Source organism: Mycobacterium spongiae (genome assembly GCF_018278905.1).
GTDB lineage: Bacteria > Actinomycetota > Actinomycetes > Mycobacteriales > Mycobacteriaceae > Mycobacterium > Mycobacterium spongiae.
This window is the reverse complement of the sequence record NZ_CP046600.1, coordinates 5,322,103-5,348,908: the sequence shown is the minus strand read 5'-3', so window position 1 is coordinate 5,348,908 and position 26,806 is coordinate 5,322,103. Positions and strand designations below refer to the sequence as shown.

Here is a 26,806-nt window from a genome sequence, read left to right as displayed (position 1 = left end):
ACATCGAGGTCGATGGGCACGGCGGAGTCGATCCCGATCATCTGCGCTTCACTGTGTCGGCTGCGGTCGAACCGCGTGAGCTAGCCCCAAAACGCTGGCCCGGCGCAACCATCACACGCAACCATCACAAGGAGCACACCATGGAGTTGATGTCACCGATCGACGCGCTGTACTTGTCAGCCGAGTCACGTGAACTCCCGCTGCATGTCGGCGCGCTGCAGGTGTTCGAGCCGCCGGCGGGCGCGGGACCCGAATTCGTGCGCGACACCCATCGCGCGATGTTGGACTGCACCGAGGTTGCGCCGTTATTTCGCAAGCGCCCCAAGATGTTTGGTGGTGCCATGACCAACCTCGGGTGGTCGATCGACGATGACGTCGACCTCGGCTACCACGTACGGAGCTCTGCCTTGCCGACGCCGGGGCGCGTGCGTGAGCTGCTGGAGCTGACATCGAGGCTGCACGCCAATCTGCTCGATCGCCACCGTCCGCTGTGGGAGACACACGTGATCGAGGGCCTGAAAGATGGGCGCTTCGCGATGTACTCGAAGATGCATCACGCATTGGTCGACGGGGTATCCGGACTTTCCCTGATGAGGCGGTCGCTACCGGCCGACCCGACCGACAGCGAGGTTCGCGCGACCTGGTCGCCGGCGCCGAAACGCCGGGACACCGAGCCGCAGCGCGCCGGCTTGCGACAGCTTGGGGGCATCCTGGGATCCGTTGCGGGCTCGGCAGCCGGTCTGGCTCCGTCGACACTCCGCCTGGCCCGGTCCGCGCTGCTGGAACAGCAGTTGACGCTGCCTTTCCGCACGCCGCGCACGATGTTCAATGTTGCCATCGGGGGAGCGCGGCGCTGCGCTGCGCAGTCGTGGCAGCTGGACCGGGTCAAGGCGGTCAAGGACGCTGCCGGGGTCAGCCTCAACGACGTTGTGCTGGCGATGTGCGCGGGCGCGCTGCGTGCGTATCTGCACGAATCCGACGCGCTGCCGCAGCGACCGCTGGTAGCGATGGTCCCCGTGAGTCTGCGCAATGAGCGCGATTCCGTCGGCGGCAACATGGTTGGGGCGGTGTTGTGCAACCTGGCCACCCACCTCGCCGATCCGGCGGACCGCCTCAACGCCATCCACGCCTCGATGCGCGACAACAAGAAGGTGCTCTCGCAACTGACCCGGACGCAGGTGGTGGCGTTGTCTGTGCTGCTGGTGAGCCCGGCCGCGCTCAGCGCCCTTCCCGGTGTCGGCAAGGTCGCTCCGCCACCGTTCAACGTGTGCATCTCGAATGTGCCGGGCGTGCGCGAACCACGGTATCTCAACGGTGCCCGTCTAGTCGGCAACTACCCGATGTCGCTGGCGCTCAACGGGCAAGCGCTCAACATCACGTTGACCAACACGGCGGATAGCCTTGACTTCGGGCTCGTGGGCTGCCGCAGCAGTGTCCCGCACCTGCAGCGACTGCTCAGCCACTTGGAGACGGCACTGAAGGAACTTGAGCTAGCCGTCGGACTGTGAGTCGCCCGTGCGACGCCGGTACGCCGGTCTTGTTGCGATAGGCGGCCGGCCCAGTTCCGAACCAGCGTTTACACGAACGAGTCAGCACGCTCTGCTCGGCGTAGCCCAATTCGCGGGCCAGGTGCGTCAAGCTGATGCCGGTGTTGCGAAGGTAGCGATCGGCGGCCTCCTTGCGGACCTGATCGACCAGCGCGGCGAAGGTAGTCTCTGCATCGGCGAGTCGGCGCTGCAGTGTCTTCGGATGCAGGTGGAACTGCTCGGCGACCACATCGAGCGTTGCCGCGCCGGTGGGCAACAGCTGTCGGACAATGGTGCGCACTGATTCCACGACCCCGGCGTCGACCGGCGTGATCTTGCTCAGGTAGTCGACGATGGCGCGGTGGGCAACGTCATCATGGTGCAACGCACGACCCAGGTCCGCCGTGCGAACGGTGTAGCCCGCTACGCGTGCGGCGAAGTGCGGTCTGGCGCCGAAGTAGCGCACGTAGTCGGCCTTCGGGGTGAGCGGGTCGTGCGGCAGGTGCACTGCCAATGCCCGGTAATCCGCACCCAGCAGAAGGTGAAACACGCCCAGCGAGACGCCCAGCGCCAGTTCGGTTGTTTGCGGACATCGCGTCGTCTCGTCGATCAGGAACTCGATCGCGAGAAACGATTGCGTCCCGTTTGGTAGCGGTGTGACATTGATGGAGATCACCGGGCTGTAGGCGCCCATGAACGTGTTGAAGATCGCCAGCGCGTCGGCCACGGTGGCGGCGGTGCGCGCCGCTGCGCCGACCGGCCCCAGAATCTCGATTCCCTGCCTTTGTGCTAATCGCCGTCCGAAATCCTTTGTGGCCGTGGCCTCGGCGGCGGATTCGGTTGCGTGTATTGCGGCCTGGAACGGAACAAAGGTGTCGTAATTGCCGACGTCCTGCTCTCGGATCCCCGCGGCGCATAACAACGTGGCCGGGTCGCCGCCTAATTCGGTCACCAGGCTTGGGTAGTTGGCGAGCGCCGTGCCGCGTACCAGGGACACGTCGACGACCCTGAGCGGACAATCGCGTTCTGTCAAGACTTGAGAGCAATCTTTCGGTGCCGGTCGGTCGCGAGCGGCCGACCCGTCGCGAAATGATATGTAGCAATTTCGCGATTTTCTTGCCACGAACCCGACGCGTCCGGCTAAGTTGACAACGACGCGTATCGGTTTTGCGGTTCCAGGATCTCGGGCTCGACCTCCCAGGGTCTTGGGCTCGAACAAGGAACCCGGTGGACCCCGGTGGACGTGAAAGGACGGCGACGATGGCGTTTCTGGTTGCGGAGCCGCAGATCATGGCAGCGGTTGCTGCCGATATCGAGGGGATTGGCTCGGCGATCAGCGCGGCCAATGCCACTGCGGCAGCGCCGATTTCGGGATTGTTGGCGGCCGCCGGCGACGAGGTGTCCGCCAATATCGCGAACTTGTTCGCCGCATATGGCCAGGAATACCAGGCTGCCGCCGCGCAGGTGGCCGCGTTCCACGGCGAATTCCAACGAACGTTGGCCGTCGCCGCAAGCGCGTATACGCAAGCCGAGGCCGCCGGTGCCGCAGCCGTGCAGTCAGCGCTGGCGCCGGTCGCGCCGGCGTTGCAGGGGGCGCTGGCGCCCATCCTGCCCACGGCCGCGCCCGCTGCCGCGCCCGCTGCCGCAATGATTCCGCCGTTCCCGGCCAACCTGACGACCCTGGTCATGGGTGGCACCGGAATTCCCATACCCGGACCACAATTCATCAACCTCGCCAATGAGCTCTATGTCCGGTCGATGAACACTGTGCAAGGGCTCGACACACCCGAGGAGTTGTACCCACTGACCGGGGTCAAGAGCATGACCCTGGACGCGTCGGTGGCCGAGGGGTTGACCATCCTCGACAACCAGATCCAGGCACAACTCGCGATTCCCGGAAACACCGTAACTGTCTTCGGGGTTTCGCAAAGCGCCGTGATCGCCTCGCTGGAAATGCAAAGGCTCGCCGCAATGGGGGCGGCCGCTCCGACCGCGGATCAGCTCAACTTCGTCCTGACCGGGAACGAGATGAACCCCAACGGGGGCATGCTGGCGCGTTTTCCGAATCTGAGCATCCCGAGCCTGGGGCTGACATTCTACGGTGGGACGCCTTCGGATACGATTTATCCAACGGCCATCTATTCGCTCGAATACGACGGCTTCGCCAGCTTCCCGCAATACCCGCTGAATTTCATTTCCTCTCTGAACGCGGTCATGGGAATCATCTATGTGCACCCCACGTATTTCGACCTGACTCCCGCGCAGGTTGATGCCGCTATTGAGCTACCGACGTCGCCGGGCTACTCGGGCGTCACCAGTTACTACATGCTGCCGACGGAGAATCTGCCACTCCTGGAGCCGATACGGGCGATTCCGGTTATTGGGGACCCGATTGCCAACCTTGTTCAACCGAACTTGAAAGTGATCGTTAACTTGGGCTACGGCGACCCCAACTTTGGCTATTCGACGGGCCCCGCCGACGTGACGACGCCGTTCGGTTTGTGGCCGGATGTGCCGCCGCAGGTGATTTTCGATGCGCTCGTAGCGGGCACCCACGAGGGCATCGGGGACTTCTCGGCCGACATGAGTGAAATCCTGTCCCAACCGCCCACGTTGCCGGAGCTGACGTTTCCAACGCTGAACCCAGGGGCGGCGCTGTTGTCCGCCCCGACGCCGACCGAGGTCGTCAACACATTCACCAAGATCGTCTCCGACGACTATGCCGTGCTGCTTCCCGCGGCCGATATCGCACTTGCCTACGCAACCACGTTGCCGCTGTACAACGCCACTTTGTTCGTCGACCAGCTTGCCCAGGGCAACCTCATCAACGCCGTTGGATTCCCCATCGCGGCTGACGTGGGCATGACGACGATAGCGGGCGGGGTTGGCTTCCTGGTCCTCGCGTCAACCATCGCCAACAACATCAGAGATATCGAAAGCCTCTTTACCTGACGCTGCCCGTGTGATGTGGGTTGAGGCTGTGGGGTGATCGTGGCGCGCTCAGTCACGGCACCGGTCGATCCGGGTTGATCTCGATTGATGGCGGCAGCCGTGAGCGCGCTTCGGTTCTGGCACCTACCTAGCGACATATCTCGGGCAGCGCGGTCTAATAGGTGGATGGAGCTCATGATGCCCACCGACTCGATGTTTCTGTTCTCCGAATCACGGGAGCATCCCATGCATGTGGGCGGCTTGTCGTTGTTCGAACCGCCGGACGGGGCTGGTCCGGAGTTTATCCGGGAGTTCTACGACGGCCTGGTTGCCAATGACACATTCCAGCCGCTATTCCGTAAGCACCCGGTGCGGATCGGTGGCGGAATCGCGAGGGTGGCATGGGCCTACGACGACGACATCGACGTCGACTATCACGTCCGTCGATCCGCGTTGCCGTCGCCGGGACGGGTTCGCGATCTGTTGGAGCTGAGCTCTCGGCTGCACACCAGCCTGCTCGATCGCCATCGCCCGTTGTGGGAATTGCACGTGGTGGAGGGCCTCAAGGACGGCCGGTTCGCCATGTACACGAAAATGCACCACGCCCTCATCGACGGTGTGTCCGCGATGAAACTGATGCAGCGCACCCTGTCGGTTGACCCGGAGGACACCGGGATTCGGGCGATGTGGAATTTGCCGCGCAAACAGCGCAAGCAATCCGGCGGCTCTTCCCCGTTGGATTCGCTGGGCAAGATGGCCGGATCTGTCTTGGGACTAGCGCCCTCAACCCTGCGGTTGGCCCGCGCGGCGCTGTTCGAGCAGCAATTGACGCTGCCGTTCGCGGCACCCCACTCGATGTTCAATGTCAAGGTGGGCGGCGCCCGGCGGTGTGCCGCGCAGTCCTGGTCGCTGGACCGGGTCAGAAACGTCAAACAGGCGGCCGGTGCGACGGTCAACGACACCGTTCTCGCGATGTGCGCCGGCGCCCTCCGCTATTACTTGATCGAGCAGAACGCACTGCCTGATAGGCCGCTGGTTGCGATGGTTCCGGTGAGCCTGCGCTCGGCTGAGGAAGCTGATTCCGGCGGCAACAAGGTTGGCAGCATCCTGTGCAACCTCGCCACCAACGTCGCGGACCCGGCCGAACGGTTGCAGGTGATCAGCGACTCGATGCGCCGCAATAAGAAGGTGCTCGCCGAACTACCCCAGCTGCACGTGCTCGCGTTGTCGGCGTTGAACATGGCCCCGTTGACGCTGTCGGGCGTGCCGGGTTTTCTGTCGGCATTCCCGCCACCGTTCAACATCGTCATCTCGAATGTGCCGGGATCGCCGGACCCGCTGTATTACGGCGGTGCCCGGCTCGATGGCAGTTACCCGTTGTCGAATATCCCGGATGGGCAAGCGTTGAACATCACCCTGGTGAACAACGCCGGGAATCTCGACTTCGGGTTGGTGGGGTGTCGTCGCAGCGTGCCGAGTCTGCAGCGGCTGCTCGCACACTTGGAGTCGTCGCTGAAGGACCTGGAGCAGGCCATCGGCGTCTAGAAGAGCCCGCCCACCTACCTCCGAATATCTGTAGTCATGCCCAAGCTCAGCGCGGGTCTGCTGTTGTACCGGGCACGCGCGGGCGTGGTCGATGTCTTGATCGCGCACCCCGGCGGCCCCTACTGGGCGCGCAAGGACGACGGTGCGTGGTCCATCCCGAAAGGGGAGTACACCGACGGTGAAGATCCGTGGGTGGCCGCCCAGCGTGAGTTCGTTGAGGAGATTGGCCTGCCGGCGCCTGCCGGGCCGCGAATCGACATCGGTGCGCTCAAACAACCCAGCGGCAAGCTGGTCACGGCGTTCGCCGTACACGGCGACCTCGACATCACCCACGCACGCAGCAACACCTTCGCGTTGGAGTGGCCTAAGCGCTCCGGCAGAGTGCAAGAGTTCCCCGAGGTCGACCGGGTCGGCTGGTTCCCGGTAGCGCAGGCTCGCACCAAGCTGGTGGTCGGGCAGCGCGGCTTTCTCGATCGATTGATGACCCATCCGGGGATTGCGGGCTCACCGGAAGATCAGTGACCGCGGTAAGTTCGCGGTCATGGAGACATTGCGAACACCCGACGACCGGTTCGACAACCTGCCCGAATTTTCCTACGCACCAAGCTATTGCGACGTGGCGGACGGCGAGGGTGGGGTATTGCGGGTTGCCTGGGTCGAAGACGGTCCGGCCGATGCCGACCCGGTCCTCATGCTGCATGGCGAGCCATCTTGGTCGTATCTGTACCGGACGATGATCCCGATTCTGGTCGCCGCCGGGCACCGGGTCATCTGCCCCGATCTGGTCGGGTTCGGACGGTCGGACAAACCGACCCGCCGCGAGGACCACAGCTACGCACGTCATGTCGAGTGGATGCGAGCCCTGGCGTTCGATGCTCTCGATCTGCGCAATGTCACTCTGGTCGGCCAAGACTGGGGCGGGCTGATCGGGTTGCGGCTGGCCGCAGAGCATCCCGAACGATTCTCGCGGTTGGTCGTCGCCAATACCGGGCTGCCGAACGGGGAGCAGCCGATGGCCGAAGTCTGGTGGCGCTTTCGCGAGACGATCCAGAACGCACCCACCCTGAATATCGGCTGGTTTGTGCAGGGCGGCTGCCGCCAGCAGATGAGCGATGAGGTACGCGCGGGCTACGACGCGCCATTTCCCGACGACCAATACTGCGCCGGGCCGCGTGCGATGCCCGGGCTGGTGCCGACCTCACCGGACGATCCGGCTGCCGCGGCCAACAAGACGGCATGGGCAACGTTGAGTGCAAGCCCGACCCCCATGCTGGTCGCGTTCAGTGACAGCGACCCGATCACCGGGCCGATGGGCGCGATCTTTCAGCGCGAGATGCGGGGAGCTCAGGGCATTGATCACCCCGTGGTGCGCGACGCCGGACACTTCCTCCAAGAGGACGCCGGGGAAGAACTGGCCGGTCACATCGTCGAGTTTCTACGCGGCTGAACGCCACTGAACGCCACTGAACGCCACTGAACGCCACCGCCCGCCGCGCCGCGGGCACAATAAAGAGATGACGGTTGCTCCTAATGCGCAGGAGGAATACCAAGCGCTACTGGTGCAGCTGCTCGACCCGGCCAACCGGGCCAATCCATACCCGCTCTACGCCGAGTTGCGCGACGGAGGAGCCTTCCAGGTGCCCGAGGCCAACCTCACGGTCTTCGCGCAATACCAGGACTGTGACGAAGTGCTGCGGCATCCCTCGTCGAGCAGCGACACTAGCAGTTCGACGACTGCGCAGCGGCTTCGTGAACAAGATCCGGCGCCGCGCCGCATCGGTCCGCCGAGTTTCTTGTTCCTCGATCCCCCCGATCACACCCGGCTGCGAAAGTTGGTCAGCAAAGCGTTCCTGCCGAAAGTCGTGAACCAGCTGCAACCTGACATCAGCGCAACGGTGGCCCGGTTGCTTCATCGGATCGCCGAGAAGGGCCGGTTTGATGTCGTCGAAGACTTCGCGTACCCGCTGCCGGTGGCGGTCATCTGCCGATTGCTGGGCGTGCCGCTTGAAGACGAGCCGCAGTTCAGCTGGGCGTCGGCAGTGCTGGGCCAGTCGCTGGATCCATTGGTCGAGGTCTCTGGTGAGTCATCGGATGCAGCGGAGGAGACGCGGCAGGCCCATCGGTGGCTGCGCGAATACCTGCATGCGTTGATCGAACGCCGCCGGCTACGGCCTGGCGATGACCTGATGTCCGGTCTGATCGCGGTGGAGGAGTCCGGTGATCAGCTGACCGAGGAGGAGATCGTCTCAACGTGCAATTTGTTGCTGATCGCGGGACATGAGACGACGGTCAACGTGATCGGCAATGCCATCCTGGCGATGTTGCGCGAGCCGTCGCAGTGGGCGGCACTGGGCGCCAGCGCCGGCCGGGCAGCAGCTGTCGTCGAGGAAACCCTGCGCTACGATCCGCCGGTGCAGCTGGTCGGCCGGATTGCCGGCGCCGACATGACTATTAGGGATACCCACGTGGTCCAGGGCGACAGCATGCTGCTGTTGGTCGCGGCCGCCCACCGCGACGCGCGCGAGTTCGAGCGACCGGATGTCTTCGATCCGGACCGGGGAGCCTTCCGGCACTTGGCATTTGGTCGCGGGCTGCATTTTTGCCTGGGTGCCCCGCTGGCTCGTCTGGAATCCAGTGTGGCCCTGGCGGCGCTCACTGCCCGCTTCCCGAACGCCCGGCTCGACGGTGAGCCCCACTACAAGAGGAACGTCACACTGCGCGGGTTGTCGGCGCTGTCGGTCGCGGTCTAGGCGGTGGCCTCCGGGGAGCTTCCGGCGACCGGCTGGGTACCGTCGCCGCCGGCCTCCGGACTCGGCGGCGCCAAGATGATCGAAATCGGTATGGGTGTGGCCAGCTCGAATTTGCCCTCGGCGTCGTAGTACGCGCCGATTGTGTACTCGCCCTCGCACTCGATCGGGAAGGCGAGCTGTTGCGTAAAGCATCGGTACTTGGATGATTTGTGGTCATCGTCCGGCCAATGCCAGGCCGCGCGGAGGAAACCCTGGGGCACCCCGGAAGGGTCTTTGCATACGACATGGAGTTCCGGGTCGTAATCCCCTCCGGCGGGCGCGTGCACCACGATGACGACCGGAACCTCACCTCGCAGGGGGACTCGGTCGACCTGAAACCAGGTCGTCGGTATGCGCGTGGCACTGATCGCGCCGTGTTCGTCCACGGTGGCGGTGCCTGCAACGAACAGTGAGGATACGTGGAGCATCACGACAGCTTAGTGGGCTCCGACAACTCCGCTAGCACGGGCGAGCGAGTAGCCGGCCAGCGCACATCGAAGCCCGCCGACGTCGTCCGCCGGCATCAGCGACGTCAGGCCCTGCCGGAGCCGAGTCCGGGCACTATGTCGTCGAGGTTGAACGTGATCGGCTGCTCGAGCTGTGCGTAGGTGCAGGAGCGGGGATCGCGGTCGGAGCGCCACCGGTTGAACTGGGCGGTGTGGCGGAACCGGGTGCCTTCCATGTGGTCGTAGCGGACCTCGACCACCCGCTCGGGTCGCAGCGGTACGAAGGAAAGGTCCTTGCCCGCGTTCCAGCGGGACGTTTCGTTCTTGCGCGGGGTGCGTTGGCCGGCGGCGTGCGCGGCCCAGTTCCAAGGATGCTCATCGAAGCCGGTGACTAGCGGCTGCAGCTCGGTGAACAAGCGCCGGCGTTCGGCCATGGGGAAGGCCCCGATGACGCCCACGGACGCCAGTTGACCGTCTTCCTGATAGAGCCCGAGTAGAAGCGAGCCGACCACCCCGCCTTTGCTGCCGCCGGACTTGTGCACCCGATAGCCGGCGACCACGCAGTCGGCAGTGCGTTCGTGCTTGATTTTGAACATGACGCGCTTGTCGGGTTGATAGGTGAGCGTGAGCGGTTTGGCGATAAGCCCATCCAAGCCGGCTCCCTCGAATTCGGAGAACCATCGACGCGCGGTCGCCACGTCCGTGGTCGCCGGGGTGACGTGGATCGATCGATGCGACCCTGCGCCCGATCCGGCCATCGCGTCAACGAGGGCGGCTCGCCGCTCGCTGAAGGGACGCCCGGTGTAGTCGTCGTCGCCCAATGCCAGCACGTCGAAGGCAATCAGGGAAGCGGGGGTGTGCTCGGCAAGCATCCGCACCCGCGAGTCGGCTGGGTGGATGCGCTGTTGCAGCGCCTCGAAGTCCAGGCCGTGTTCGGTGGCGACGACGATTTCACCGTCGATCACGCAGCGCTGGGGTAGCTCCGCTGTGATGGCCGCGACCAACTCGGGGAAGTAGCGCGTCATCGGCCGCTCATTGCGGCTACCCAAGACGACCTCAGCGTTGTCGCGGAAGCAGATGGACCGGAATCCATCCCACTTGGGCTCATAAGACGCCACGGGCGGGATTGTCCGAACCGACTTGGCCAGCATCGGCGACACCGGCGGCATGACGGGTAACTCCATGGGTACATTCTTGCGTCTCGGCGGCAGCTCACCCCGTCGGCGTGTTGGAATCCTGGTGTGGCCAACTCAGCAAGGGAAGTCGACGTGGACGGTGTCGCCGTCCGGCTCACCAATCTCGGCAAGGTGCTTTTCCCGAAGCTGGGATCCAACGGCACCAAGGGACGACTCGTCGACTACTACCGCGCCGTGGCGGGAGGGCCGATGTTGGCCGCGCTGCGCGACCGGCCGACTCATCTGCAGCGATTTCCCGACGGCATCGACGCGGAAGAGATCTATCAGAAGCGGATCCCGAAGCACCATCCCGACTACCTGGAGACCTGCCGAGTGACGTTCCCGTCGGGCCGCACCGCCGACGCGCTGAAGGTGACCCACCCGGCCGCGATCGTGTGGGCCGCGCAAATGGGCACGATTACGCTGCACCCGTGGCAGGTGCGCTGCCCCGACGCCGAGCACCCGGATGAGTTGCGCATTGATCTAGATCCACAGCCCGGCACCGGATTCGAGGATGCGCGTGCGGTCGCGGTCGATGTGTTGCGGCCGGTGCTCGACGAACTCGGTCTGGTGGGCTACCCGAAAACGTCCGGGGGGCGCGGGATCCACGTATTCCTGCCGATCGCCACCGACTGGGACTTCATTCAAGTGCGCCGGGCGGGCATCGCGTTGGCCCGTGCGCTTGAGCGTCGCGCCCCGGACGTCGTGACCACATCGTGGTGGAAGGAAGAGCGGGGGCAGCGCATTTTCGTTGACTTCAACCAGAACGCCCGGGACCGCACCATGGCGGCGGCGTATTCGGTGCGGCGTACCCCGATCGCGACGGTGTCGACACCACTGACCTGGGACGAGCTTGCCGGCGCCGATCCCGACGACTACACCATGGCCACGGTGCCCGATTTGCTCACGCGTCGAGAAGACCCGTGGGCCGGCATGGACGAGGTCGCGCAATCGATTGTTCCCTTGCTGAACATGGCCGACGCCGACGCGGAGCGCGGGCTGGGCGATCTGCCGTATCCGCCGAACTATCCGAAGATGCCGGGCGAGCCCAAGCGGGTGCAGCCGAGCCGCGACACCGATCGGAAGAAGGACAAGAGCGCCCAATAGCTGCGCGCGCCACCCGGATAGTGCTCCTCGTCCCGATAGCATCCGCCCATGGTGCTGAAGATTCCGCCGACCACCGAGCGTGACGACGACGGTTGGGCCGATTACACGGAGCCCATAGTGTTGACGCCCGAGGAGGCCGCCGACATGTCGCCGGGTGACGCCAATCCGGCGGCGGCGGTCGTCGGGTTCTACGCGGCACTGATGCGCGGCGATGACGACGTGGACGGCCACGTGCTGTGTCCCGACGACGACATCATCGCGAGCAAGCTCGAGATGTTGCGCAGCTGGACGATTCACAGGCTGGAGGTGCGGTCAATTCGGCCGCGCGGCACGCGCAGGGCGACTGTGCGCGTCGCCATCGAGATCGAGATCGATGGAACGCACGACGCAGGCACCGACGAGGTCAAGTTGCAGCGCAAGGGGGAGGTTGGTCCCTGGCGAATCGAGCGCCCGCCGACGTAGCGATTCGCGATCCGCTCGGGTTTGACCGACAGTGGCTTGCTAGGCCGCCGTGGAGCCGGCCCGCCGGCATCTGGGTCTGTCGGACGTCGCTAGCCCGCCAGCGCCCTATCCTGGAAAGGCGGAAACTCTGCGGGCCGGGGAGTGACGGAGGGTCGGATGACGGCCGGACTGGTGTGCCGTAGCTGTGGCACCGAGCCTGTTGAGCACGCGCGGTTCTGCCACGGCTGCGGCGCACCGGTTGTCGCGGCCGACGCCCACGCCGAGTACAAGCAGGTGACAGTGCTGTTCGCCGACGTAGTGGGATCGATGGATATCGCGGCCACCGTCGGTCCAGAGCGGTTGCGCGAGATCATGACCGAGCTGGTCAGCCGTTCGGCAGCGGTGGTGCGGCGCTACGGCGGCACGGTCGACAAGTTCACCGGTGACGGGATTATGGCGGTGTTTGGGGCACCGGCCGCTTTGGAGGATCATGCGCTACGCGCGTGTCTCGCCGCGCTCGGTCTTCAGGATGAGGCCCAGCGCCTATCAGTCGACGTAGAGCGCGGCGACGGTGTCTCCTTGCGGGTTCGGGTGGGTCTCAATTCTGGCGAAGTCGTTGCCGGTGAGATCGGTTCTGGCGCTTTGGGTTACACCGCGGTCGGTGCGCAAGTCGGGATGGCCCAGCGGATGGAGGCGGCGGCGTTGCCCAACACCGTGCTGCTCAGCGAGGCCACCGCCCGGCTGGTCGGCGGTGCCGCCATGCTCGGCGAGCTGGAGATGGTGCGCATCAAAGGTGCCGAGGATGCGGTGCCGGCTCGGCGACTGGTGAGAGTGGTCGACCGGCGCTGGCAGAGCGGTCCCGCGCACTCGGTGTTGGTGGGCCGCGAGTGGGAATTAGCCACATTGACCACGATGCTGGATCGGTCCATCGCCGGACGTGGGGCAGTCGTTGAAGTGGTTGGCCGCGCGGGCATCGGCAAGACTCGCCTGGCGCGCGAAGCCGCGCAGCTTGCCAAAGCGCGTGGCGTTCGGGTGTTTTCCACCTTCTGCGAATCACATGCCAGCGATGTCCCGTTCCACGCGGTCACTCGGTTGCTGCGCGCCGGCGCGCAGGTCGACCAGCTGGACGTGGAGACCGCGCGGGTGCGGGTGCATGCACAAGTCCCCGATGCCGATCCACACGATCTCTTGCTGCTCTACGACCTGCTGGGCATCGCCGATCCCGGGATTGCGCTGCCGAATATCGCCCCGGAAGCCCGGCGCCGACGGCTCACCGCGCTGATAAACGCGGTGCAGCTGGCCCGCAGGCAACCGGCCGTGTACGTCTTGGAGGACGTGCACTGGATGGATGAGATCAGCGAATCCATGGTCGCGGACTTTCTCGCGGTCATCCCGCAGACCCACTCCCTGGTGCTGGTGAGCTATCGGCCGGACTACCACGGAGCGCTGCGGAGCGTCCGCGGCGCGCAGACCATCGCGTTGGCGCCACTGAGCGACACGGAAGCGTCAACGCTCATCGCTGAACTCCTGGGCCCCGATCAATCCGTGAGTGAGATCGCCGAGATCATCGCTCAGCGCGCAGCCGGAAACCCGTTCTTCGCTGAGGAGATCATCCGCGAACTCGCCGAAAGCTCGGTGTTGGTGGGCGAACGTGGCCGCTACTCGTGTGGCGCGAATGTCGACGAGGCAGTTGTGCCGGCAACGCTGCAAGCAACCATTGGCGCGCGCATCGACCGGCTCGGCCCGGCGGCCAAGCACACGCTCGGCGCCGCGGCGGTGATCGGGTCTCGCTTTGGTGCTGATCTGCTGATCGGCCTCGGGATCGATCCGGCGATTGAGGAGCTGATCCGTGCGGAGCTCGTTGACCAAGTGCGGTTCACCGCTCCGGCCGAGTATGCGTTTCGGCATCCGCTGATCCACACCGTGGCTTACGAATCGCAACTGAAATCCGATCGGGCGCACATGCACCAGCGCGTAGCGGCGGCGATCGAAGACCGAGACCCGGAATCGGTCGAACAGAACGCCGCGCTGATTGCCGAACACTTGGAAGCCGCCGGAGAACTGCATGTCGCATACGGCTGGCACATGCGCGCCGCGGCCTGGGCGACCAACCGGGACATCGCCGCGGCCAGCGTGAGTTGGGAGCGTGCCCGAAAGATCGCCGACGCGTTACCAGCAGATGCTCCGCACCGAACCGCCATGCGGATCGCCCCACGTACGATGTTGTGCGGCATCGCCTTTCGAATCCGCATGAACGTTGCCGGTGCCCGCTTCGAGGAATTGCGGGAATTGTGTGCCGCAGCAGGGGACAAGGCGTCCCTGGCTGTCGGGATGGCCGGGCTGGTGATCGATCACCTGCAGCATGCCCGGATGCGCGAAGCCTCGCAGCTGGCGTCGGAAGCCATGGCCCTTATTGAGTCGATTGGCGATCCGAGCTTGACGGTCGGGCTAGCTATTGGGCTGATCTACGCCAAGGGTGAGTGCGCCGAATGGTCCGACGCGCTGCAATGGTCACAGCGGGTTATCGAGTTGGCCGACGGTGATCCAACAAGAGGCGACTTGATTATCGGATGTCCGTTGGCGGTGGCGTTTGTGACCCGGGCGAACGCACGCTATTGCTTGGGACGCCCAGGATGGTCGGACGACCTCGAGCGCGGACTCGCCATGGCGCGCAGCGCCGATCCGATGTCCTACGCCACGGTGGTCACCTACGTATACAGCGCGGGAATATCGACTGGCGTGCTCATGTCCGACGACCGCGCGCTGCGCGAGATCGAGGACGCCCTTCACATCGCCGAACGAAGCGGCGATGATGTTGCGCTGGCCATCGCGAGGATGACGCTGGGCGTCGCGCTGGTGCACCGGAGCGAGAACGCGGACCGCGACCGGGGACAGCAGGTGCTAGCGCACGTCAGGGACATATTCCACCGCCGCGCCTACTTCTTGGCCGATCTACCGTTGGTCGAGGCGTATCTGGGGCGGGAAATGAGTCGGTGTGGTGATCGCGACGGCGCCATCGCGCTCGTGCGTGGGGCCGTTGACCACCTCTTGCGGGACGGACGGCTGGTGGGGTGGAGCACGCCCTCGACCGGTGTGCTGGTCGAGACGCTGCTGGAACGTGGGGATGAAGGCGACGTGATCGAAGCCGCGGCGGTGATCGAGCGGTTGGCCGCGGCGCCGGCCGATGATGGTTTTGCCGTGCGCAAGGTCCAGCTGTTGCGGCTGCGTGCCTTGCTGGCGCACGCGCACGGCGATGACGCGGGCTATGCGCAGTCGCGGGATCGCTACCGCGACATGGCGACATCACTGGGCTTCGCCGGGCACATCGCGTGGGCCGCGGCGATGGTGTGATGCCGGGGCAGACAGGCTAGGGGCTGGCGGCGTCGCTCTTGGGGTCGATCAGGATCTTCGCATGCGTCTCGGGGTCGGCGAGCGCGTCGAACGCGGCCTCGACGCCGGGCAGACCGACAGTCCCGGTGATGAGTGGCTCAGCGTTGACCTTGCCGTCGGCGAGCATGTGCAGGGTGTCGCGGAACTCGAGCGGTGTGTAGCCGAGCACGAACCGCAGGTCGATCTCTTTGTTGATCGCCATCGACGGCCGGATTTGGTCCGAGCCCATGCAGACGCCGACCACGACGACTCGCGAAAATATCGGCGCGCTCGTGATGATGTCCTCGATGATGCCTGGGACGCCAACACATTCGAAGATCACCGGGTGCTTGGGGGTGGCGGCACCGGCCGCATCGGCGGCCCGCCACACGTGCCACCACGGCAGCCGCAGCCGTTGCAGCTTTTCGAGCGTGCCGACCGCAAGGTCGAACGCCTCGACGATGCTATTGAGATGCCCCTTTGCCCGTCCACGGTCCGCCCCCGCCGTGTAGGGCGAGTCCTGAAGGGGATCGACCACGATGTCGGCGCCGCACGCCGTCGCGAGTCTACGGCGACCCGCGGAAAAGTCGCTCGCGATCACGGTGCGCACCCCGCCCGCCTTCAGCATGCAGATCACCGCGAGCCCGATCGGCCCGCACCCGATCACTATCGCGACGTCGCCTTTGCCCACCTCGCCCCGTCGGACGGCGTGCCATCCGACGGCCATCGGCTCGGTCAACGCGGCGATCTCGGGTGCCAGCCCGTTCGGGACCCGAAATGCCAGTGACTGCTCAGTGACGATCTGCTCCGCGTACGCACCCGGCGCCATCGTGGATAGCCCGATCCCATGGACATCGTCGCCACGGCGCAGCAATGGCATGGCAACTACCGGTGTCCCGGGTCGGGGTGTCTTGCGGGTGCGGGGACCGTAATCGACCACCTCGCCACAGAACTCGTGTCCGAATACCACGCGCTGATTCGAGCGCATGAAGGCGGGATATCCCGCTTCGGCCATCACGTCAGCGAGTTCGTCGCAATGGTGGCGGGCATGCAGGTCCGACCCACAGATGCCACACCGGAGGACGTTGAGCACCAACTGACCCTTCGCTGGCGTCGGGCTCGGCACGTCAGCTAGCTCGAGGGTCGCGTTGTGGCAGGTCACTGCCTTCATCATGGAGGCCCTCTCGTGAATCCGACGTCGCGTGGAGTCCCGACCGGGGTTGCTCAGCGATACCCAACTGTGAGGAGCACCCGAGTGCTCATTGCGCGATCGGCGTTGGTGGGCAGAGTGAAATCCAGCCCATCGGCTACCCGGTTGATTGTGTTGAACGCAGCGCAGATGCTGATCGCGTCGCGTAACGCTTCCGGGCTGACTCCGGCGTCGAGCACCGCACGGGCGTCTCGTGGCTGTACCTCGTCGGGCGTGAGGGTCAGCTTTTCCAAGAAGCCGAGGGTCGCCTTCAACCCATCGTCGACCTCGGCGGTGCGCCAATCGGCAATCACCGCGGCGGTGATCGAGGGATCTAGCACCGCCGACGCGACGGCCTCGTGGGTAGTGGCGCAGAACTGGCAGCGGTTCTTCGCTGACACAAACGCCCCGATGAGCTCCCGCTCACCGACCGTCCACGGAGAGGGTCCGCGCAACATTCGCTGGCCCAGGTTGAAGAAAGGCGTACCGAAGAAGCGCCGACGGTAGAAACGCACCTTGACGATGTCGGGTACGTCGCGCCGGGTCACCAAGTGCAGCAGCGCGAACACGACTCGTCCGGCAGGCCGGCCGCGTGCGATCCGTGGCAGCCTCATCGCAGAGCCTCGTTGAGGGCCGACAAACCGGCGCGCATACGATCATCACCCGCACCGAGCGCGGCAGCGATGGTGACCTCGAATATCTGATCATCGGAATAGCCGGCGGCGCGCATCTGCTCGACGTCGTCGTCCTGCACGCGGTAAGCGTGTCGGTGGAGCTTCTCGACGTACCCGCTCAGCGGCGCCGGCAGGCCTTCCCCGCTATAGGCGGCGCGGCGCAGGGCCGCATCGGTAGTGGCCGGGGCATCGAGGACCGCGCTGCGCAGCTTCCGCTCCAACCTTGGGTAACGACCCGCTATCGCCACTGCGTACCCTCTGTCTGGCGCCCAATGTGTGGTTCACGCCTCTTCAGCGGCCACCTCTTCGTGGTGGACCACTGGACTTCAATCATAGGCGTTCTGGGAGCCGACAGCGTGGGTCCGCGCGTGCGATTGGCCTAGGACAACCCGTTGAACCCGTCGAGGCCAAACAGCAGCCCGCTGGCGCCACCGGTGCCGCCGGCGCCGTTGGTGCCTGAGAAGACGCCGATGCCGCCGTTGCCGCCATTGCCACCGTTGCCGAAGAGCCCGGCGTTGCCGCCGGCTCCGCCATCGCCGCCAGATTGTCCGACCGGGGCGATGGCGCCGTCTCCACCTGCGCCGCCAGCGCCGCCATTGCCTACCAATTGGCCGCCGTTGCCGCCGGCCCCGCCGGCGCCCCCGTCGCCGATAAAGCCGTCTCCGCCGGTGCCCCCGGTCCCGCCGCGGCCAAGTAGGCCCGCGGCGCCGCCGGAGGCGCCGGCCCCGCCGCCGGTCTCGCCACTCCCGCCGGCACCTCCGGTTCCGCCGGTTCCGCTTAATAGTCCGGCCTTGCCGCCCGTTCCGCCGGCGCCCCCGGCGCCAACCCCATCGCCTTCTCCGCCGGTTCCGCCGGTTCCGCCGTCGCCGATCCAACCGGCGTCGCCGCCGGCCCCGCCGGCCCCGCCGTCGCCGGCTCCGCCGCGCCCGCCTGCGCCCCCGGTCCCGCCATTGGAGAACAGCAGCCCGGAGTTTCCGCCGGCCCCGCCGTCCCCGCCGGTCGCGCCGCCACCGCCGCCACCGCCGCCACCGCCGGTGGAAAACAGCAGTCCGGCGTTGCCGCCGGCCCCGCCGTCCCCGCCAGCGGCACCACCGCTAAGTCCGCCGCCCCCGCCGGCGCCGCCGTTGCCGAACAGCAGCCCGGCGTTGCCGCCGGCCCCGCCGGCCCCGCCGGCCACGGCGCCTGGGCTTGCTCCGCCGGCCCCGCCGGCCCCACCTGGGCCGCCGAAAAGTCCGGCGCTGCCGCCGGTCCCACCGGCGCCCCCGGGAGCGGCGGCGGCGCCGCTCCCGCCGCTGCCGCCGTCACCACCCCCGGCACCGAACAGCCCGCCGAGCAGGCCGCCGGCGCCACCAGAACCGCCGGCTCCGCCAGCGCCGGAGAGCGAGGTGGTTCCACCGTTCCCGCCGAGCCCGCCAGCACCGAACAGCCCGCCGGCCCCACCGATCCCCCCGGCGCCGGCGGCGGCGGCTTCCGCGCTCCCGCCGGCCCCGCCGAGTCCGCCGGTACCGAACAACCATCCGCCGGCCCCGCCGGCGCCACCGGATCCGGCGGCAGCGCCACCGGTTGTGCTCCCGCCGCTCCCACCGGCGCCGCCGTTGCCGATCAGCCCGGCGGCCCCGCCGCTACCGCCGGTCATACCCGCGGCACCCGAGCCGCCGGCCCCGCCGTCACCGAGCAACCAGCCACCCGGTGCCCCATTGGCACCGGTACCCGGAGCCCCGGGTGCGCCGTTGCCGATCAGCGGGCGCCCGGTCAGCGCCAGGAACGGGGCATTGATTGCGGTCAGGATGGGGTCGGTAATCGAGGCCGCGCTGGCGGCCTCCGCCGTGGCGTAGGCCCCCGCGCCCGCTGTCAACGCCTGCACAAACTGGGCATGAAACGCCTCCGCCTGTGCACTGATCAGCTGATAGCCGCGGCCGTGGGCCGAAAACAGCGCCGCAATTGCCGCGGACACCTCATCCTCGGCCGCGGCGACGATCCCCGTCGTCTCGGGAGCGGCTGCCGCATTGGCGGCACCTAGTGTCGAGCCAACACCAGCCAAATCCGCAGCGGCTGTCCCCAAAACGTCCGGCACCGCAATCACCAAGGACATGGCACCTCCCAAACGGGTGCAAATCCGGCCAGGGTCGGATCACCATCATTGCTGCTTGGCGCTACCACCCTATCCCGGATAGGACCAGCACACTTTGTTTACGCCTGGAAAATCGCCCTGGCGAGGCCATCCGGCGCCTCAGGCTTCGGCCTGTCACGATGGACAGCGTGACCACCGCGATTGTGGTGACCGTGCTGGTTCTCCTCGGGATTGGCATCGTCGTCAACGAACTTCTTCGGCTAAAGAAGTGGCTGAAGAGTTCACCCCCCGAACACGAAGACGGACAGTCTCCTGACGAGACCTAGCCCGTGAGGTCGCGCAGGGCGGCAATGGTGTCGGCGACCGTGTCGCGCGGGTCACGGTAGGTGATGCCGAGGTCGCGCTCGCTCGGTGAATCGTCGGCCTCCGGCATCTGGGTGTAGTACTGCATTCCGGCCGCGGTGAACGGATTCTCGAAGGGCAGATACGGCCCCGCCTGATCCAGCACGGTTCCAACGACACGCAACGCAGTGTCGGGCACCGGAACGGCGAGCATGGTGGTGTCCGCGATCCCGCCGAGCATCGTTGCCAGTTCGGCCACCGGAACCCGCCGCCCGCCTGCCATGTAGCGGCGTGGCCCACGGCCGGGCTCCAATAGCGCGGCGTGCAGTTCGGCCAAGTCTCGGACATCGACGATCAGCCACGCGGCGCTACGCCCGGGAAGGAAATGCAACCCGAGTGCGGCTTTGACGCCCTCGCCGGCCTCACCGAATTGGTTGCCGACCGGCGGACCCAGCACCATCCCGGGATAGGTGATGCTCACCGGCGCGCCGGCGTCCTGCAAGCCGCGAGCATAGATTTCAACCTGAGCCTTGGATTGCCCGTAGCCGTCTGTTCCACCGACGACGGGCAGATCAGCCTCCAACATTTCCAACCCGGGATGAAACAGCGCCGTGAAGCTCGATACGTGAACTATGGGGTCTATTCCGAGCTCGATCGCTTGACCGAGGACATTTTGGGCGCCCGCCATGTTGGTGCTCAACATTTTGGCGTTCTCGCGTGGGTCCGTTGCTACCAGCGCGGCACTGTGCACGACGGCGTCGCAACCAGTCAACGCTTCTCGTACCGAGTGGCGGTCGGCGATGTCGGCCACGGCGAAGTCCGACACGTCGACGCCGAGTTTCGCGACTGACGTTTCCAGCCGAGCGGGGCTTCTCACCAGAAACCGAACCGAGTGACCCGCGTCGGCTATGGCCTTGGCGGTCCAGCCGCCCACGAACCCCGTACCGCCTGTGACCAGAACACGCATGGTGGCATTCTGCAACGGCGAGCCGCGCGGGTCACTGTTGGGGCTGCCTGGGGCCGGTTGGGGCTGTCGTCGGCGCGGTCGGCTACAGGTGAGCGGCGGCGAAATCGGCCGCCTGGTTCTCCATGCCGTTGAAGACGTACAAGGCGTGCGCGAGGGGGAGGCTTCCGTCGCCGCAAATCGCGTCACCTGGTGCGCACAACTTCAGAGTCTTGGGCTCATACAGAGGTCCGATCACGATCGCGGGTGCGCCGTGCTGTCCCAGGAATTGATCGGACGGCGTTCCGAACAGGGTCACCGCCGCAACGTGATCTGCGATTTCCGACGGCATCGGCGCGGGCACCGCGGAAGCAGGTACCTCGGGCGGTACCGCGGCCGAGGTGACATAACCGGCTACGGCTGCGCCTTGCGAGTAACCGCCGAGGACCTCTTTGGTGTTCGGACAGTTGGCCGCCATGGATTCGATGTGAGCACTTGCGTCGCGAATGCCGTCGATGACCGTTCGTGGGAAATCGGTGTTGTAGAAGTCAGTGCTGGCGGGGTAGTTGACGGGGTACACCCCGAGTGACCGGGGGCCGATCCGCGGGCGCAATGCGTCCACAAAGCCCTGGCCTACGCTGCCGACGCCGGGTGGCTCGCCGGTGCCGCGGGCGAACACCACCTCGACGTCCGGACACGGTTCGGCAGCCGCTGCTGGCGTCGCTAGGCTCCCCAGCGCGGACGTTGCGACCATTGTTGTTGCGGCTGCGGTTATCGTTATCCAGCTCGCCCGCTTGGCGTACATCCCAATTCCACCGTGTCGCCTCATAATCAACCCTTATCGATGTGTCCCGCCGACTGTAGAACCTCACGACGCGACGCGCCGGGGTGCCGTCGCAAGGTACACGCTTGGGGGCTTGGAGTGGTTCAGTGACACTGTGATCGATATTCAAACCGTGAAGACACGGCCGGCCGCGGTACGTGTCTTGACCCTGTCGTCGGGACGCGTTAACGCCCTCGATGTCGAGTTGTTGAACGAGCTGACCGAAGCCCTGCGTGAGCTGGAGCGGTCAGGCGGCGAAGCGTTAGTGGTCACCGGTGCCGAACAGGTGTTCTGCGCCGGAGTCGACCTCAACCGGGTGCTGCAGGGCGGGGCTGACTACACCGATCGGTTGGTCCCGGCTTTGTCGGATGCGTTTGATGCAATGTTCAGTTATCCGGGGCCGACGGTGGCCGCGATCAATGGTGGCGCGATCGCGGGCGGGTGTGTGCTGGCCTGCGCTTGCGACCGGCGGTTGATCAGCCCCGAAGCCCAAATTGGGGCGACCGAAGTGCACGTCGGGGTGTGGTTTCCGGTGGCCGCGTTGGAGGTCATGCGCTACGCCTGCGGAGATCACGCCGAGGAGGTGCTGCTCGGTGGCCGCGTCTACCGGGGAGCTGAGGCTGTCGCCAGTAGGCTCGCCCACCGCGTCGTGGACCGGGGCCTGAGCGAGGCGGCAGTTGCGGAAGCATCGAGCCTCGGCGAGATCCCGCCCGACGCCTACCAGCAGACCAAAGCGCAGCTACGTGGTCCCACGCTGGCACGCATGCGTAACTCCGGCGATATCGACACCAAGGTTCGCCAGATGTGGGGGACAGACCGGACCCGGGAGCGAATTGCCGCCTTCCTGGAGCGCCTCCGGCAGCGGTAGCGACGGGTTATTCCTCGACCGCGACGCCACGGCGTCGCGTGCGCCTGCGCCGATGCGAGGTCTTGCCCGTCGGGCGGCGATTGCGTAGCCCGCGCGCGTCCTCATCGACTGCGGTGTCGGTGGTTTCCTCGGCGGCGGGTTCGACGGGAGCGTCTTCGTCCGTCGACGTGGGTGCGGTCTCGGCGGCCGCCCTGGTCGGCTCGGCCGGCTCATCTTCGGCGTCGGTTCCTTTTTCAGGTTCTTGAGCTTCGTGTTGGGCTTCGGGGGCCTCTTCGGTGGTCTCGGCTTCGACGGTCGCCGTGGTCTGAGCTTCACCATCGTCGTCGGCATCGTCGTCGGCATCTTTGCTGACTTCGGTGTCTTCTTCGGCGGCTGCGGAGTCTTCGTCCGTGTCTTCGGTGTCGGTCGCGCCGCGCTTAGCGTCCTTCTTGCGGCGGCGTCGCCGCTGCTTGGGCTCCTTCGACTTGAGCGGTTTAGGCGGCGGTGGCGGTAGCTCCGCGACAAACGACAGATAGAACCCGAAGAACCCCAGCACCGCGATCGCGGCCGCCGCCCCATAAATCCCGAACAACCACTGTCCGGCAGTATCCAGGCTGAGCCAGACTTCGCTGACCGCGGTGCCAATGATGAGTACACCGGCCAGGACATGGGCCACGATCGACCAGGTCCTGATGGAAAGAGCCAGCTGCGGGGTGCCAAGCTCCGGCTTTCGGGTGCGCAGCAGGGTAAACACCACCGGCAGCGCCGCGAGGCCGATCAGTGCGCCCGTCGCAATCCGGAGCGACGTCCCCAGCGAGTGCGAAGTGGTGCCCATCAACTCACGCGAGCGGGGCAGTATGAAAAAGAAGTAAAGGAAGCCGGCGCCAATCGAAAACGACGCGTGCCACAGCACGGCGACCTTGCGCCCCATGCTCCTCCTCATGCTGATGAGCCCCAGCCAGTCAAATCTGACCAGGTCACAGTCCTGTCCGCGCCTCGAAATGAGTGCGACCAACTGCGGAGGATGCGGGATTTGAACCCGCGAGGGCTGTTAACCCAACCCGCGTTCCAGGCGAGCGCCATAGGCCACTAGGCGAATCCTCCGCCGCAATGGTAGCCGCTAATCCGGTCGAGGTGTCCCGCGGTCGCCGTCACGTGTTTCGACTCAGGTATTAGACTCGCCATGGACCCCGCGCGGCGTCTATCCTGTGAACTCCCCCAGGGCCGGAAGGCAGCAAGGGTCAATGGGCTCTGTCGGGTGCGCGGGGTCCCCTTCAGTCAGTGCTGGTCAGCTCCGTGGTGCGCGACGGCGAAAGGGCACTTGGTGTCGTTCGATTCCCTAAGCCCAGAAGAGCTAGCTACTCTGCATTCCCGCCATCAGCAGGATTATGCGCGGTTGCGAGCGATGAAACTGACTCTGGATCTCACTCGCGGTAAGCCCGCCGCTGAGCAACTCGACTTGTCTAACCAGCTGCTGAGCTTGCCCGGGGACGACTACCGCGACCCGGAGGGAATCGATACTCGAAACTACGGCGGCCAGCACGGGTTGCCCGGATTACGGGCGATATTCGGGCAGCTCTTGGGCATTCCGGTGCAGAACCTGATCGCGGGGAACAACTCCAGCCTCGAGCTGATGCACGATGTGATCGTCTTCTCGATGCTCTACGGCGGTATGGACTCCCCGCGGCCGTGGAGTCAGGAGCGGGACGGAATCAGATTCCTCTGTCCCGTCCCCGGCTATGACCGCCACTTCGCCATCACCGAGGCACTGGGCGTCGAGATGATCCCGATTCCGATGCTCGAAGACGGCCCCGACGTCGACATGATCGAGGAGTTGGTCGCCGTAGACCCCGCGATCAAGGGGATGTGGACGGTTCCGGTGTTCGGCAACCCCACCGGCGTCACCTACTCCTGGGAAACGGTTCGCCGGCTCGTCCAGATGCAGACGGCGGCACCCGACTTTCGGTTGTTTTGGGACAACGCCTACGCGGTGCACACTTTGACCTTCGACTTCATCCGCCAGGTTGATGTGCTCGGCCTGGCCGCCAAGGCGGGCAATCCCAACCGCCCCTATGTCTTCGCGTCCACCTCGAAGATCACATTTGCCGGCGGGGGAGTCAGCTTCTTTGCGGGGTCCCTGGGAAACGTCGCCTGGTATCTGCAGTACGCGGGAAAGAAGTCGATCGGCCCGGATAAGGTCAACCAGCTGCGACACCTGCGTTTCTTCGGCGATGCCGACGGGGTACGCCTCCATATGCTGCGCCATCAGCAGATACTGGCGCCCAAGTTCGCGTTGGTGCTCGAAATCTTGAACCAGCGTCTGAGCGAGTCGAAGATCGCGTCGTGGACTGAGCCCAAGGGCGGGTACTTCATCAGCCTCGACGTGATGCCCGGCACCGCGCGACGGACCGTGGCCCTGGCGAAAGAGGCCGGCATCGCGGTGACCGAGGCCGGCGCGACCTTCCCCTACCGAAGAGATCCGGACGACAAGAACATCCGGATCGCTCCCACCTTCCCGTCGCTACCGGACCTGCGCAACGCCGTTGACGGATTGGCGACGTGCGCGCTGCTGGCCGCAACTGAGGCACTGCTGGCACGGAGCTAGCTGCCGTCAGCGCGCGGTGGGGGCTTCAGCAATGTCGAGTGTGCGCGGACGGCTTTGATTGTGCGGTGATGGCGCGATAACCGAGAAAACATCGCCCGGTGTTCACACACGAATGCGTCAACGCACACTCGATGCCCAGCGCCGGTCCCAGGTGCCCCGCGCCGGTAGCCTGCTGAGGTGGCCCTCTACCGCAAGTATCGACCGGCAACCTTCGCTGAGGTGGTGGGCCAAGAGCATGTCACCGAGCCGCTGTCCATCGCGCTGAACGCTGGCCGGATCAATCACGCGTACTTGTTCTCCGGGCCACGCGGCTGCGGAAAGACCTCGTCAGCGCGCATCCTTGCGCGGTCGTTGAACTGTGTGCAGGGACCCACGGCCAGCCCGTGCGGGGTCTGTGAGTCCTGTGCCTCGTTGGCACCCAATGCGCCGGGCAGCATCGACGTGGTTGAGCTCGACGCTGCCAGCCACGGCGGGGTGGACGACACCCGGGAGCTGCGGGACCGCGCGTTCTATGCGCCGGCACAGTCGCGGTACCGGGTGTTCATTGTCGATGAAGCCCACATGGTGACCACGGCGGGATTCAACGCGCTCCTCAAGATCGTCGAAGAACCGCCCGAGCACCTCATTTTCGTCTTCGCCACCACCGAACCAGAGAAGGTGCTGCCCACGATTCGGTCCCGCACCCATCACTACCCCTTCCGCCTGTTGCCGCCTCGTACGATGCGGGCACTGCTCGCGCGGATCTGTGACCAGGAAGGTGTCGTTATCGACGACGCGGTGTATCCGTTGGTAATCCGCGCTGGCGGGGGGTCGCCGCGCGACACGCTTTCCGTGCTGGACCAGTTGGTAGCTGGCTCGGAAGACGCTCCCGATGGCAGCCGGGTGAGTTATCAGCGGGCGTTGGGTCTGTTGGGTGCAACCGATGTTGCGCTGATCGATGACGCCGTCGACGCGCTAGGCGCCGGCGACGCGGAGGCGTTGTTCGGCGCGGTCGAAGCGGTGATCGACGCTGGCCACGACCCACGGCGATTCTCTACCGACCTGTTGGAGCGATTCCGCGATCTGATCGTGCTTCAGGCGATTCCGGATGCGGCAGCCCGCGGGGTAGTCGACGCCCCCGAAGACGTGCTCGACCGGATGCGGGATCAAGCGGCCCGTATCGGGGCAGCGACCCTGACGCGGTACGCCGAGGTGGTGCAAGCCGGGCTCGGCGAGATGCGGGGCGCGACGGCGCCACGCCTGCTTCTCGAAGTGGTGTGTGCGCGCCTGCTGTTGCCCTCGGCCAGCGACGCCGAATCCGCGCTGCTGCAGCGTGTCGAGCGGATCGAAACTCGACTGGACATGTCGATACCAGCCGAAAAACCCGTGCCCGCGGCCAGTCAGACCGCGGCACCCATGCCGGTCCAAACCAGCGCGCCACCCCGGCCGCCCCGTCGCGAACCGGAGCCCACGCCACCGCCCGAGCCAGCACAGCCGGCGCCCCCGCCACCGGGCGAGCCGAACGCGGCCGCGGTACGGACCATGTGGTCGACGGTGCGGGAAAAAGTGCGTCAGCGCAGCCGGACCACCGAGGTGATGCTGGCGGGCGCCACCGTGCGCGCGGTGGAGGACAACACGCTGATCCTCATCCACGATTCAGCGCCGCTGGCGCGGCGGCTGTCCGAACAGCGCAACGCCGATGTCATCGCCGAGGCGCTGAAAGACGCGCTCGGCGTCAATTGGCGGGTCCGCTGTGAGGCTGATGCCTCGGAGCCCGCTGCGCGGGTAGCTACAGCAGGTGCAGGCGTCAACTCGCAAGTCTCCGCGGGGGAGGCGCCGGCTCCGGTCGTCGATTCCGCTCATCGTGACGAAGAAGAGCGCATGCTTGCCGAGGCGGGCCGCAGCGATCCGTCCCAGCCGCCGCGCGACCCAGAAGAGGTTGCGCTCGAGCTGCTGCAAACCGAATTGGGCGCCCGCCGCATCGACGGGGTCTAACGTTGGCTA

The 26,806-nt window shown here is 65.9% G+C and carries 23 protein-coding genes, 1 tRNA gene and 1 other RNA gene; 14 read left to right on the top strand and 11 right to left on the bottom strand.

What is annotated here, in order from left to right:
- The first annotated feature begins 149 nt into the window (after positions 1 to 149).
- The gene (locus F6B93_RS21565; protein ID WP_211699662.1) at positions 150 to 1,508 is read left to right on the top strand and encodes a WS/DGAT/MGAT family O-acyltransferase; all 1,359 of its coding nucleotides are present in this window, start codon (positions 150 to 152) and stop codon (positions 1,506 to 1,508) included.
- Here F6B93_RS21565 and F6B93_RS21560 read toward each other — a convergent pair.
- Entirely contained in the window at positions 1,456 to 2,523 is a 1,068-nt protein-coding gene (locus tag F6B93_RS21560) for an AraC family transcriptional regulator (RefSeq protein ID WP_211696890.1), read from the bottom strand. The genes F6B93_RS21565 and F6B93_RS21560 overlap by 53 nt on opposite strands.
- 263 nt (positions 2,524 to 2,786) lie before the next feature.
- Between F6B93_RS21560 and F6B93_RS21555 the strand changes: the two genes are divergently transcribed.
- The 5 genes from F6B93_RS21555 to F6B93_RS21535 all read left to right on the top strand — a co-directional run bounded on the left by F6B93_RS21555 (position 2,787) and on the right by F6B93_RS21535 (position 8,752).
- Positions 2,787 to 4,478, top strand: a complete 1,692-nt coding sequence (locus tag F6B93_RS21555; protein ID WP_211696889.1) for a PE family protein — start codon at positions 2,787 to 2,789, stop codon at positions 4,476 to 4,478.
- A gap of 165 nt (positions 4,479 to 4,643) precedes the next feature.
- The gene (locus tag F6B93_RS21550; RefSeq protein WP_211696888.1) at positions 4,644 to 6,002 is read left to right on the top strand and encodes a WS/DGAT/MGAT family O-acyltransferase; all 1,359 of its coding nucleotides are present in this window, start codon (positions 4,644 to 4,646) and stop codon (positions 6,000 to 6,002) included.
- Positions 6,003 to 6,038: 36 nt separating this feature from the next.
- Entirely contained in the window at positions 6,039 to 6,524 is a 486-nt protein-coding gene (locus F6B93_RS21545; RefSeq protein WP_211696887.1) for an NUDIX hydrolase, read from the top strand.
- A 19-nt stretch (positions 6,525 to 6,543) separates the two neighbouring features.
- Positions 6,544 to 7,449 (top strand): haloalkane dehalogenase, encoded by a 906-nt coding sequence (locus F6B93_RS21540; RefSeq protein WP_211696886.1) that lies wholly within the window; start codon positions 6,544 to 6,546, stop codon positions 7,447 to 7,449.
- A gap of 67 nt (positions 7,450 to 7,516) precedes the next feature.
- The gene (locus F6B93_RS21535; protein WP_211696885.1) at positions 7,517 to 8,752 is read left to right on the top strand and encodes a cytochrome P450; all 1,236 of its coding nucleotides are present in this window, start codon (positions 7,517 to 7,519) and stop codon (positions 8,750 to 8,752) included.
- On the opposite strand, the gene F6B93_RS21530 is transcribed toward F6B93_RS21535, so the two are convergent.
- Together F6B93_RS21530 and F6B93_RS21525 are read right to left on the bottom strand one after the other, a co-directional pair.
- On the bottom strand, positions 8,749 to 9,219 hold the full coding sequence (locus tag F6B93_RS21530; protein WP_246540903.1) for a hypothetical protein: 471 nt from the start codon (positions 9,217 to 9,219) through the stop codon (positions 8,749 to 8,751). The two genes, F6B93_RS21535 and F6B93_RS21530, sit on opposite strands and share 4 nt — an antisense overlap.
- 104 nt (positions 9,220 to 9,323) lie before the next feature.
- Positions 9,324 to 10,421 (bottom strand): ATP-dependent DNA ligase, encoded by a 1,098-nt coding sequence (locus F6B93_RS21525; RefSeq protein WP_211696884.1) that lies wholly within the window; start codon positions 10,419 to 10,421, stop codon positions 9,324 to 9,326.
- A 57-nt stretch (positions 10,422 to 10,478) separates the two neighbouring features.
- Between F6B93_RS21525 and ligD the strand changes: the two genes are divergently transcribed.
- From ligD to F6B93_RS21510, 3 genes are all read left to right on the top strand, one after another.
- A complete protein-coding gene (gene ligD / locus F6B93_RS21520; protein WP_211696883.1) occupies positions 10,479 to 11,519 on the top strand; it encodes a non-homologous end-joining DNA ligase in 1,041 nt (346 codons plus the stop codon).
- Positions 11,520 to 11,567: 48 nt separating this feature from the next.
- Positions 11,568 to 11,981 (top strand): hypothetical protein, encoded by a 414-nt coding sequence (locus tag F6B93_RS21515; protein ID WP_211696882.1) that lies wholly within the window; start codon positions 11,568 to 11,570, stop codon positions 11,979 to 11,981.
- A 156-nt stretch (positions 11,982 to 12,137) separates the two neighbouring features.
- Complete coding sequence (locus F6B93_RS21510; protein WP_211696881.1) at positions 12,138 to 15,311, top strand: ATP-binding protein; 3,174 nt, start codon at positions 12,138 to 12,140, stop codon at positions 15,309 to 15,311.
- Positions 15,312 to 15,327: 16 nt separating this feature from the next.
- Here the strand turns inward: F6B93_RS21510 and F6B93_RS21505 are convergent, their stop codons facing one another.
- The 4 genes from F6B93_RS21505 to F6B93_RS21490 form a co-directional block, all read right to left on the bottom strand.
- Positions 15,328 to 16,500: a zinc-binding dehydrogenase gene (locus tag F6B93_RS21505; protein WP_211699661.1), complete on the bottom strand. Its 1,173-nt coding sequence runs from the start codon at positions 16,498 to 16,500 to the stop codon at positions 15,328 to 15,330.
- Between the two features lie 53 nt (positions 16,501 to 16,553).
- Positions 16,554 to 17,132 carry a carboxymuconolactone decarboxylase family protein gene (locus F6B93_RS21500; protein ID WP_211696880.1) on the bottom strand — a complete coding sequence of 193 codons (579 nt, stop codon included), beginning with the start codon at positions 17,130 to 17,132 and terminating at the stop codon, positions 16,554 to 16,556.
- Positions 17,129 to 17,440, bottom strand: coding sequence for a carboxymuconolactone decarboxylase family protein (locus F6B93_RS21495; protein WP_211696879.1), 312 nt, complete (start codon positions 17,438 to 17,440; stop codon positions 17,129 to 17,131). Before F6B93_RS21495 ends, F6B93_RS21500 begins: the two co-directional genes overlap by 4 nt.
- 131 nt (positions 17,441 to 17,571) lie before the next feature.
- On the bottom strand, positions 17,572 to 19,284 hold the full coding sequence (locus F6B93_RS21490) for a PE family protein (protein WP_211696878.1): 1,713 nt from the start codon (positions 19,282 to 19,284) through the stop codon (positions 17,572 to 17,574).
- A 167-nt stretch (positions 19,285 to 19,451) separates the two neighbouring features.
- Here F6B93_RS21490 and F6B93_RS21485 point away from each other — a divergent pair, with 167 nt between their 5' ends.
- Complete coding sequence (locus tag F6B93_RS21485; RefSeq protein WP_211699678.1) at positions 19,452 to 19,589, top strand: hypothetical protein; 138 nt, start codon at positions 19,452 to 19,454, stop codon at positions 19,587 to 19,589.
- On the opposite strand, the gene F6B93_RS21480 is transcribed toward F6B93_RS21485, so the two are convergent.
- Together F6B93_RS21480 and F6B93_RS21475 are read right to left on the bottom strand one after the other, a co-directional pair.
- Positions 19,586 to 20,572: an NAD-dependent epimerase/dehydratase family protein gene (locus F6B93_RS21480; RefSeq protein WP_211696877.1), complete on the bottom strand. Its 987-nt coding sequence runs from the start codon at positions 20,570 to 20,572 to the stop codon at positions 19,586 to 19,588. The genes F6B93_RS21485 and F6B93_RS21480 overlap by 4 nt on opposite strands.
- An 82-nt stretch (positions 20,573 to 20,654) precedes the next feature.
- Positions 20,655 to 21,302, bottom strand: a complete 648-nt coding sequence (locus F6B93_RS21475) for a cutinase family protein (RefSeq protein ID WP_211699660.1) — start codon at positions 21,300 to 21,302, stop codon at positions 20,655 to 20,657.
- A gap of 202 nt (positions 21,303 to 21,504) precedes the next feature.
- On the opposite strand from F6B93_RS21475, the gene F6B93_RS21470 reads away from it, so the two are divergent.
- On the top strand, positions 21,505 to 22,239 hold the full coding sequence (locus F6B93_RS21470) for an enoyl-CoA hydratase/isomerase family protein (protein ID WP_246540902.1): 735 nt from the start codon (positions 21,505 to 21,507) through the stop codon (positions 22,237 to 22,239).
- Positions 22,240 to 22,246: 7 nt separating this feature from the next.
- Here the strand turns inward: F6B93_RS21470 and lucA are convergent, their stop codons facing one another.
- Both lucA and F6B93_RS21460 read right to left on the bottom strand, forming a co-directional pair.
- Positions 22,247 to 23,149 carry a lipid uptake coordinator LucA gene (gene lucA / locus F6B93_RS21465; RefSeq protein WP_211696875.1) on the bottom strand — a complete coding sequence of 301 codons (903 nt, stop codon included), beginning with the start codon at positions 23,147 to 23,149 and terminating at the stop codon, positions 22,247 to 22,249.
- Between the two features lie 87 nt (positions 23,150 to 23,236).
- Positions 23,237 to 23,322: transfer RNA gene (locus F6B93_RS21460), tRNA-Ser, on the bottom strand.
- A 78-nt stretch (positions 23,323 to 23,400) separates the two neighbouring features.
- Here F6B93_RS21460 and ffs point away from each other — a divergent pair.
- The 3 genes from ffs (at position 23,401) to F6B93_RS21445 (ending at position 26,797) form a co-directional block, all read left to right on the top strand.
- An RNA gene (gene ffs / locus F6B93_RS21455) (signal recognition particle sRNA small type) lies at positions 23,401 to 23,495 on the top strand.
- Positions 23,496 to 23,542: 47 nt separating this feature from the next.
- Positions 23,543 to 24,823, top strand: coding sequence for an aspartate aminotransferase type Ic (locus tag F6B93_RS21450; protein ID WP_211696874.1), 1,281 nt, complete (start codon positions 23,543 to 23,545; stop codon positions 24,821 to 24,823).
- Positions 24,824 to 25,000: 177 nt separating this feature from the next.
- Positions 25,001 to 26,797 carry a DNA polymerase III subunits gamma/tau gene (locus tag F6B93_RS21445; protein ID WP_211696873.1) on the top strand — a complete coding sequence of 599 codons (1,797 nt, stop codon included), beginning with the start codon at positions 25,001 to 25,003 and terminating at the stop codon, positions 26,795 to 26,797.
- The last annotated feature ends 9 nt before the right edge of the window (positions 26,798 to 26,806 follow it).

What these genes read in the sequence shown, in the direction of transcription:
- F6B93_RS21510 (WP_211696881.1), top strand. Translation starts at nt 12,138, where the DNA reads ATGACGGCCGGACTGGTGTGCCGTAGCTGTGGCACCGAGCCTGTTGAG.
- F6B93_RS21525 (WP_211696884.1), bottom strand. Translation starts at nt 10,421, where the DNA reads ATGGAGTTACCCGTCATGCCGCCGGTGTCGCCGATGCTGGCCAAGTCG.
- F6B93_RS21505 (WP_211699661.1), bottom strand. Translation starts at nt 16,500, where the DNA reads ATGAAGGCAGTGACCTGCCACAACGCGACCCTCGAGCTAGCTGACGTG.
- F6B93_RS21550 (WP_211696888.1), top strand. Translation starts at nt 4,644, where the DNA reads ATGGAGCTCATGATGCCCACCGACTCGATGTTTCTGTTCTCCGAATCA.
- F6B93_RS21565 (WP_211699662.1), top strand. Translation starts at nt 150, where the DNA reads ATGTCACCGATCGACGCGCTGTACTTGTCAGCCGAGTCACGTGAACTC.
- F6B93_RS21530 (WP_246540903.1), bottom strand. Translation starts at nt 9,219, where the DNA reads ATGCTCCACGTATCCTCACTGTTCGTTGCAGGCACCGCCACCGTGGAC.
- F6B93_RS21490 (WP_211696878.1), bottom strand. Translation starts at nt 19,284, where the DNA reads ATGTCCTTGGTGATTGCGGTGCCGGACGTTTTGGGGACAGCCGCTGCG.
- lucA (WP_211696875.1), bottom strand. Translation starts at nt 23,149, where the DNA reads ATGGGGCGCAAGGTCGCCGTGCTGTGGCACGCGTCGTTTTCGATTGGC.
- F6B93_RS21545 (WP_211696887.1), top strand. Translation starts at nt 6,039, where the DNA reads ATGCCCAAGCTCAGCGCGGGTCTGCTGTTGTACCGGGCACGCGCGGGC.
- F6B93_RS21475 (WP_211699660.1), bottom strand. Translation starts at nt 21,302, where the DNA reads ATGGTCGCAACGTCCGCGCTGGGGAGCCTAGCGACGCCAGCAGCGGCT.
- F6B93_RS21500 (WP_211696880.1), bottom strand. Translation starts at nt 17,132, where the DNA reads ATGAGGCTGCCACGGATCGCACGCGGCCGGCCTGCCGGACGAGTCGTG.
- F6B93_RS21555 (WP_211696889.1), top strand. Translation starts at nt 2,787, where the DNA reads ATGGCGTTTCTGGTTGCGGAGCCGCAGATCATGGCAGCGGTTGCTGCC.
- F6B93_RS21535 (WP_211696885.1), top strand. Translation starts at nt 7,517, where the DNA reads ATGACGGTTGCTCCTAATGCGCAGGAGGAATACCAAGCGCTACTGGTG.
- F6B93_RS21480 (WP_211696877.1), bottom strand. Translation starts at nt 20,572, where the DNA reads ATGCGTGTTCTGGTCACAGGCGGTACGGGGTTCGTGGGCGGCTGGACC.
- F6B93_RS21515 (WP_211696882.1), top strand. Translation starts at nt 11,568, where the DNA reads ATGGTGCTGAAGATTCCGCCGACCACCGAGCGTGACGACGACGGTTGG.
- F6B93_RS21540 (WP_211696886.1), top strand. Translation starts at nt 6,544, where the DNA reads ATGGAGACATTGCGAACACCCGACGACCGGTTCGACAACCTGCCCGAA.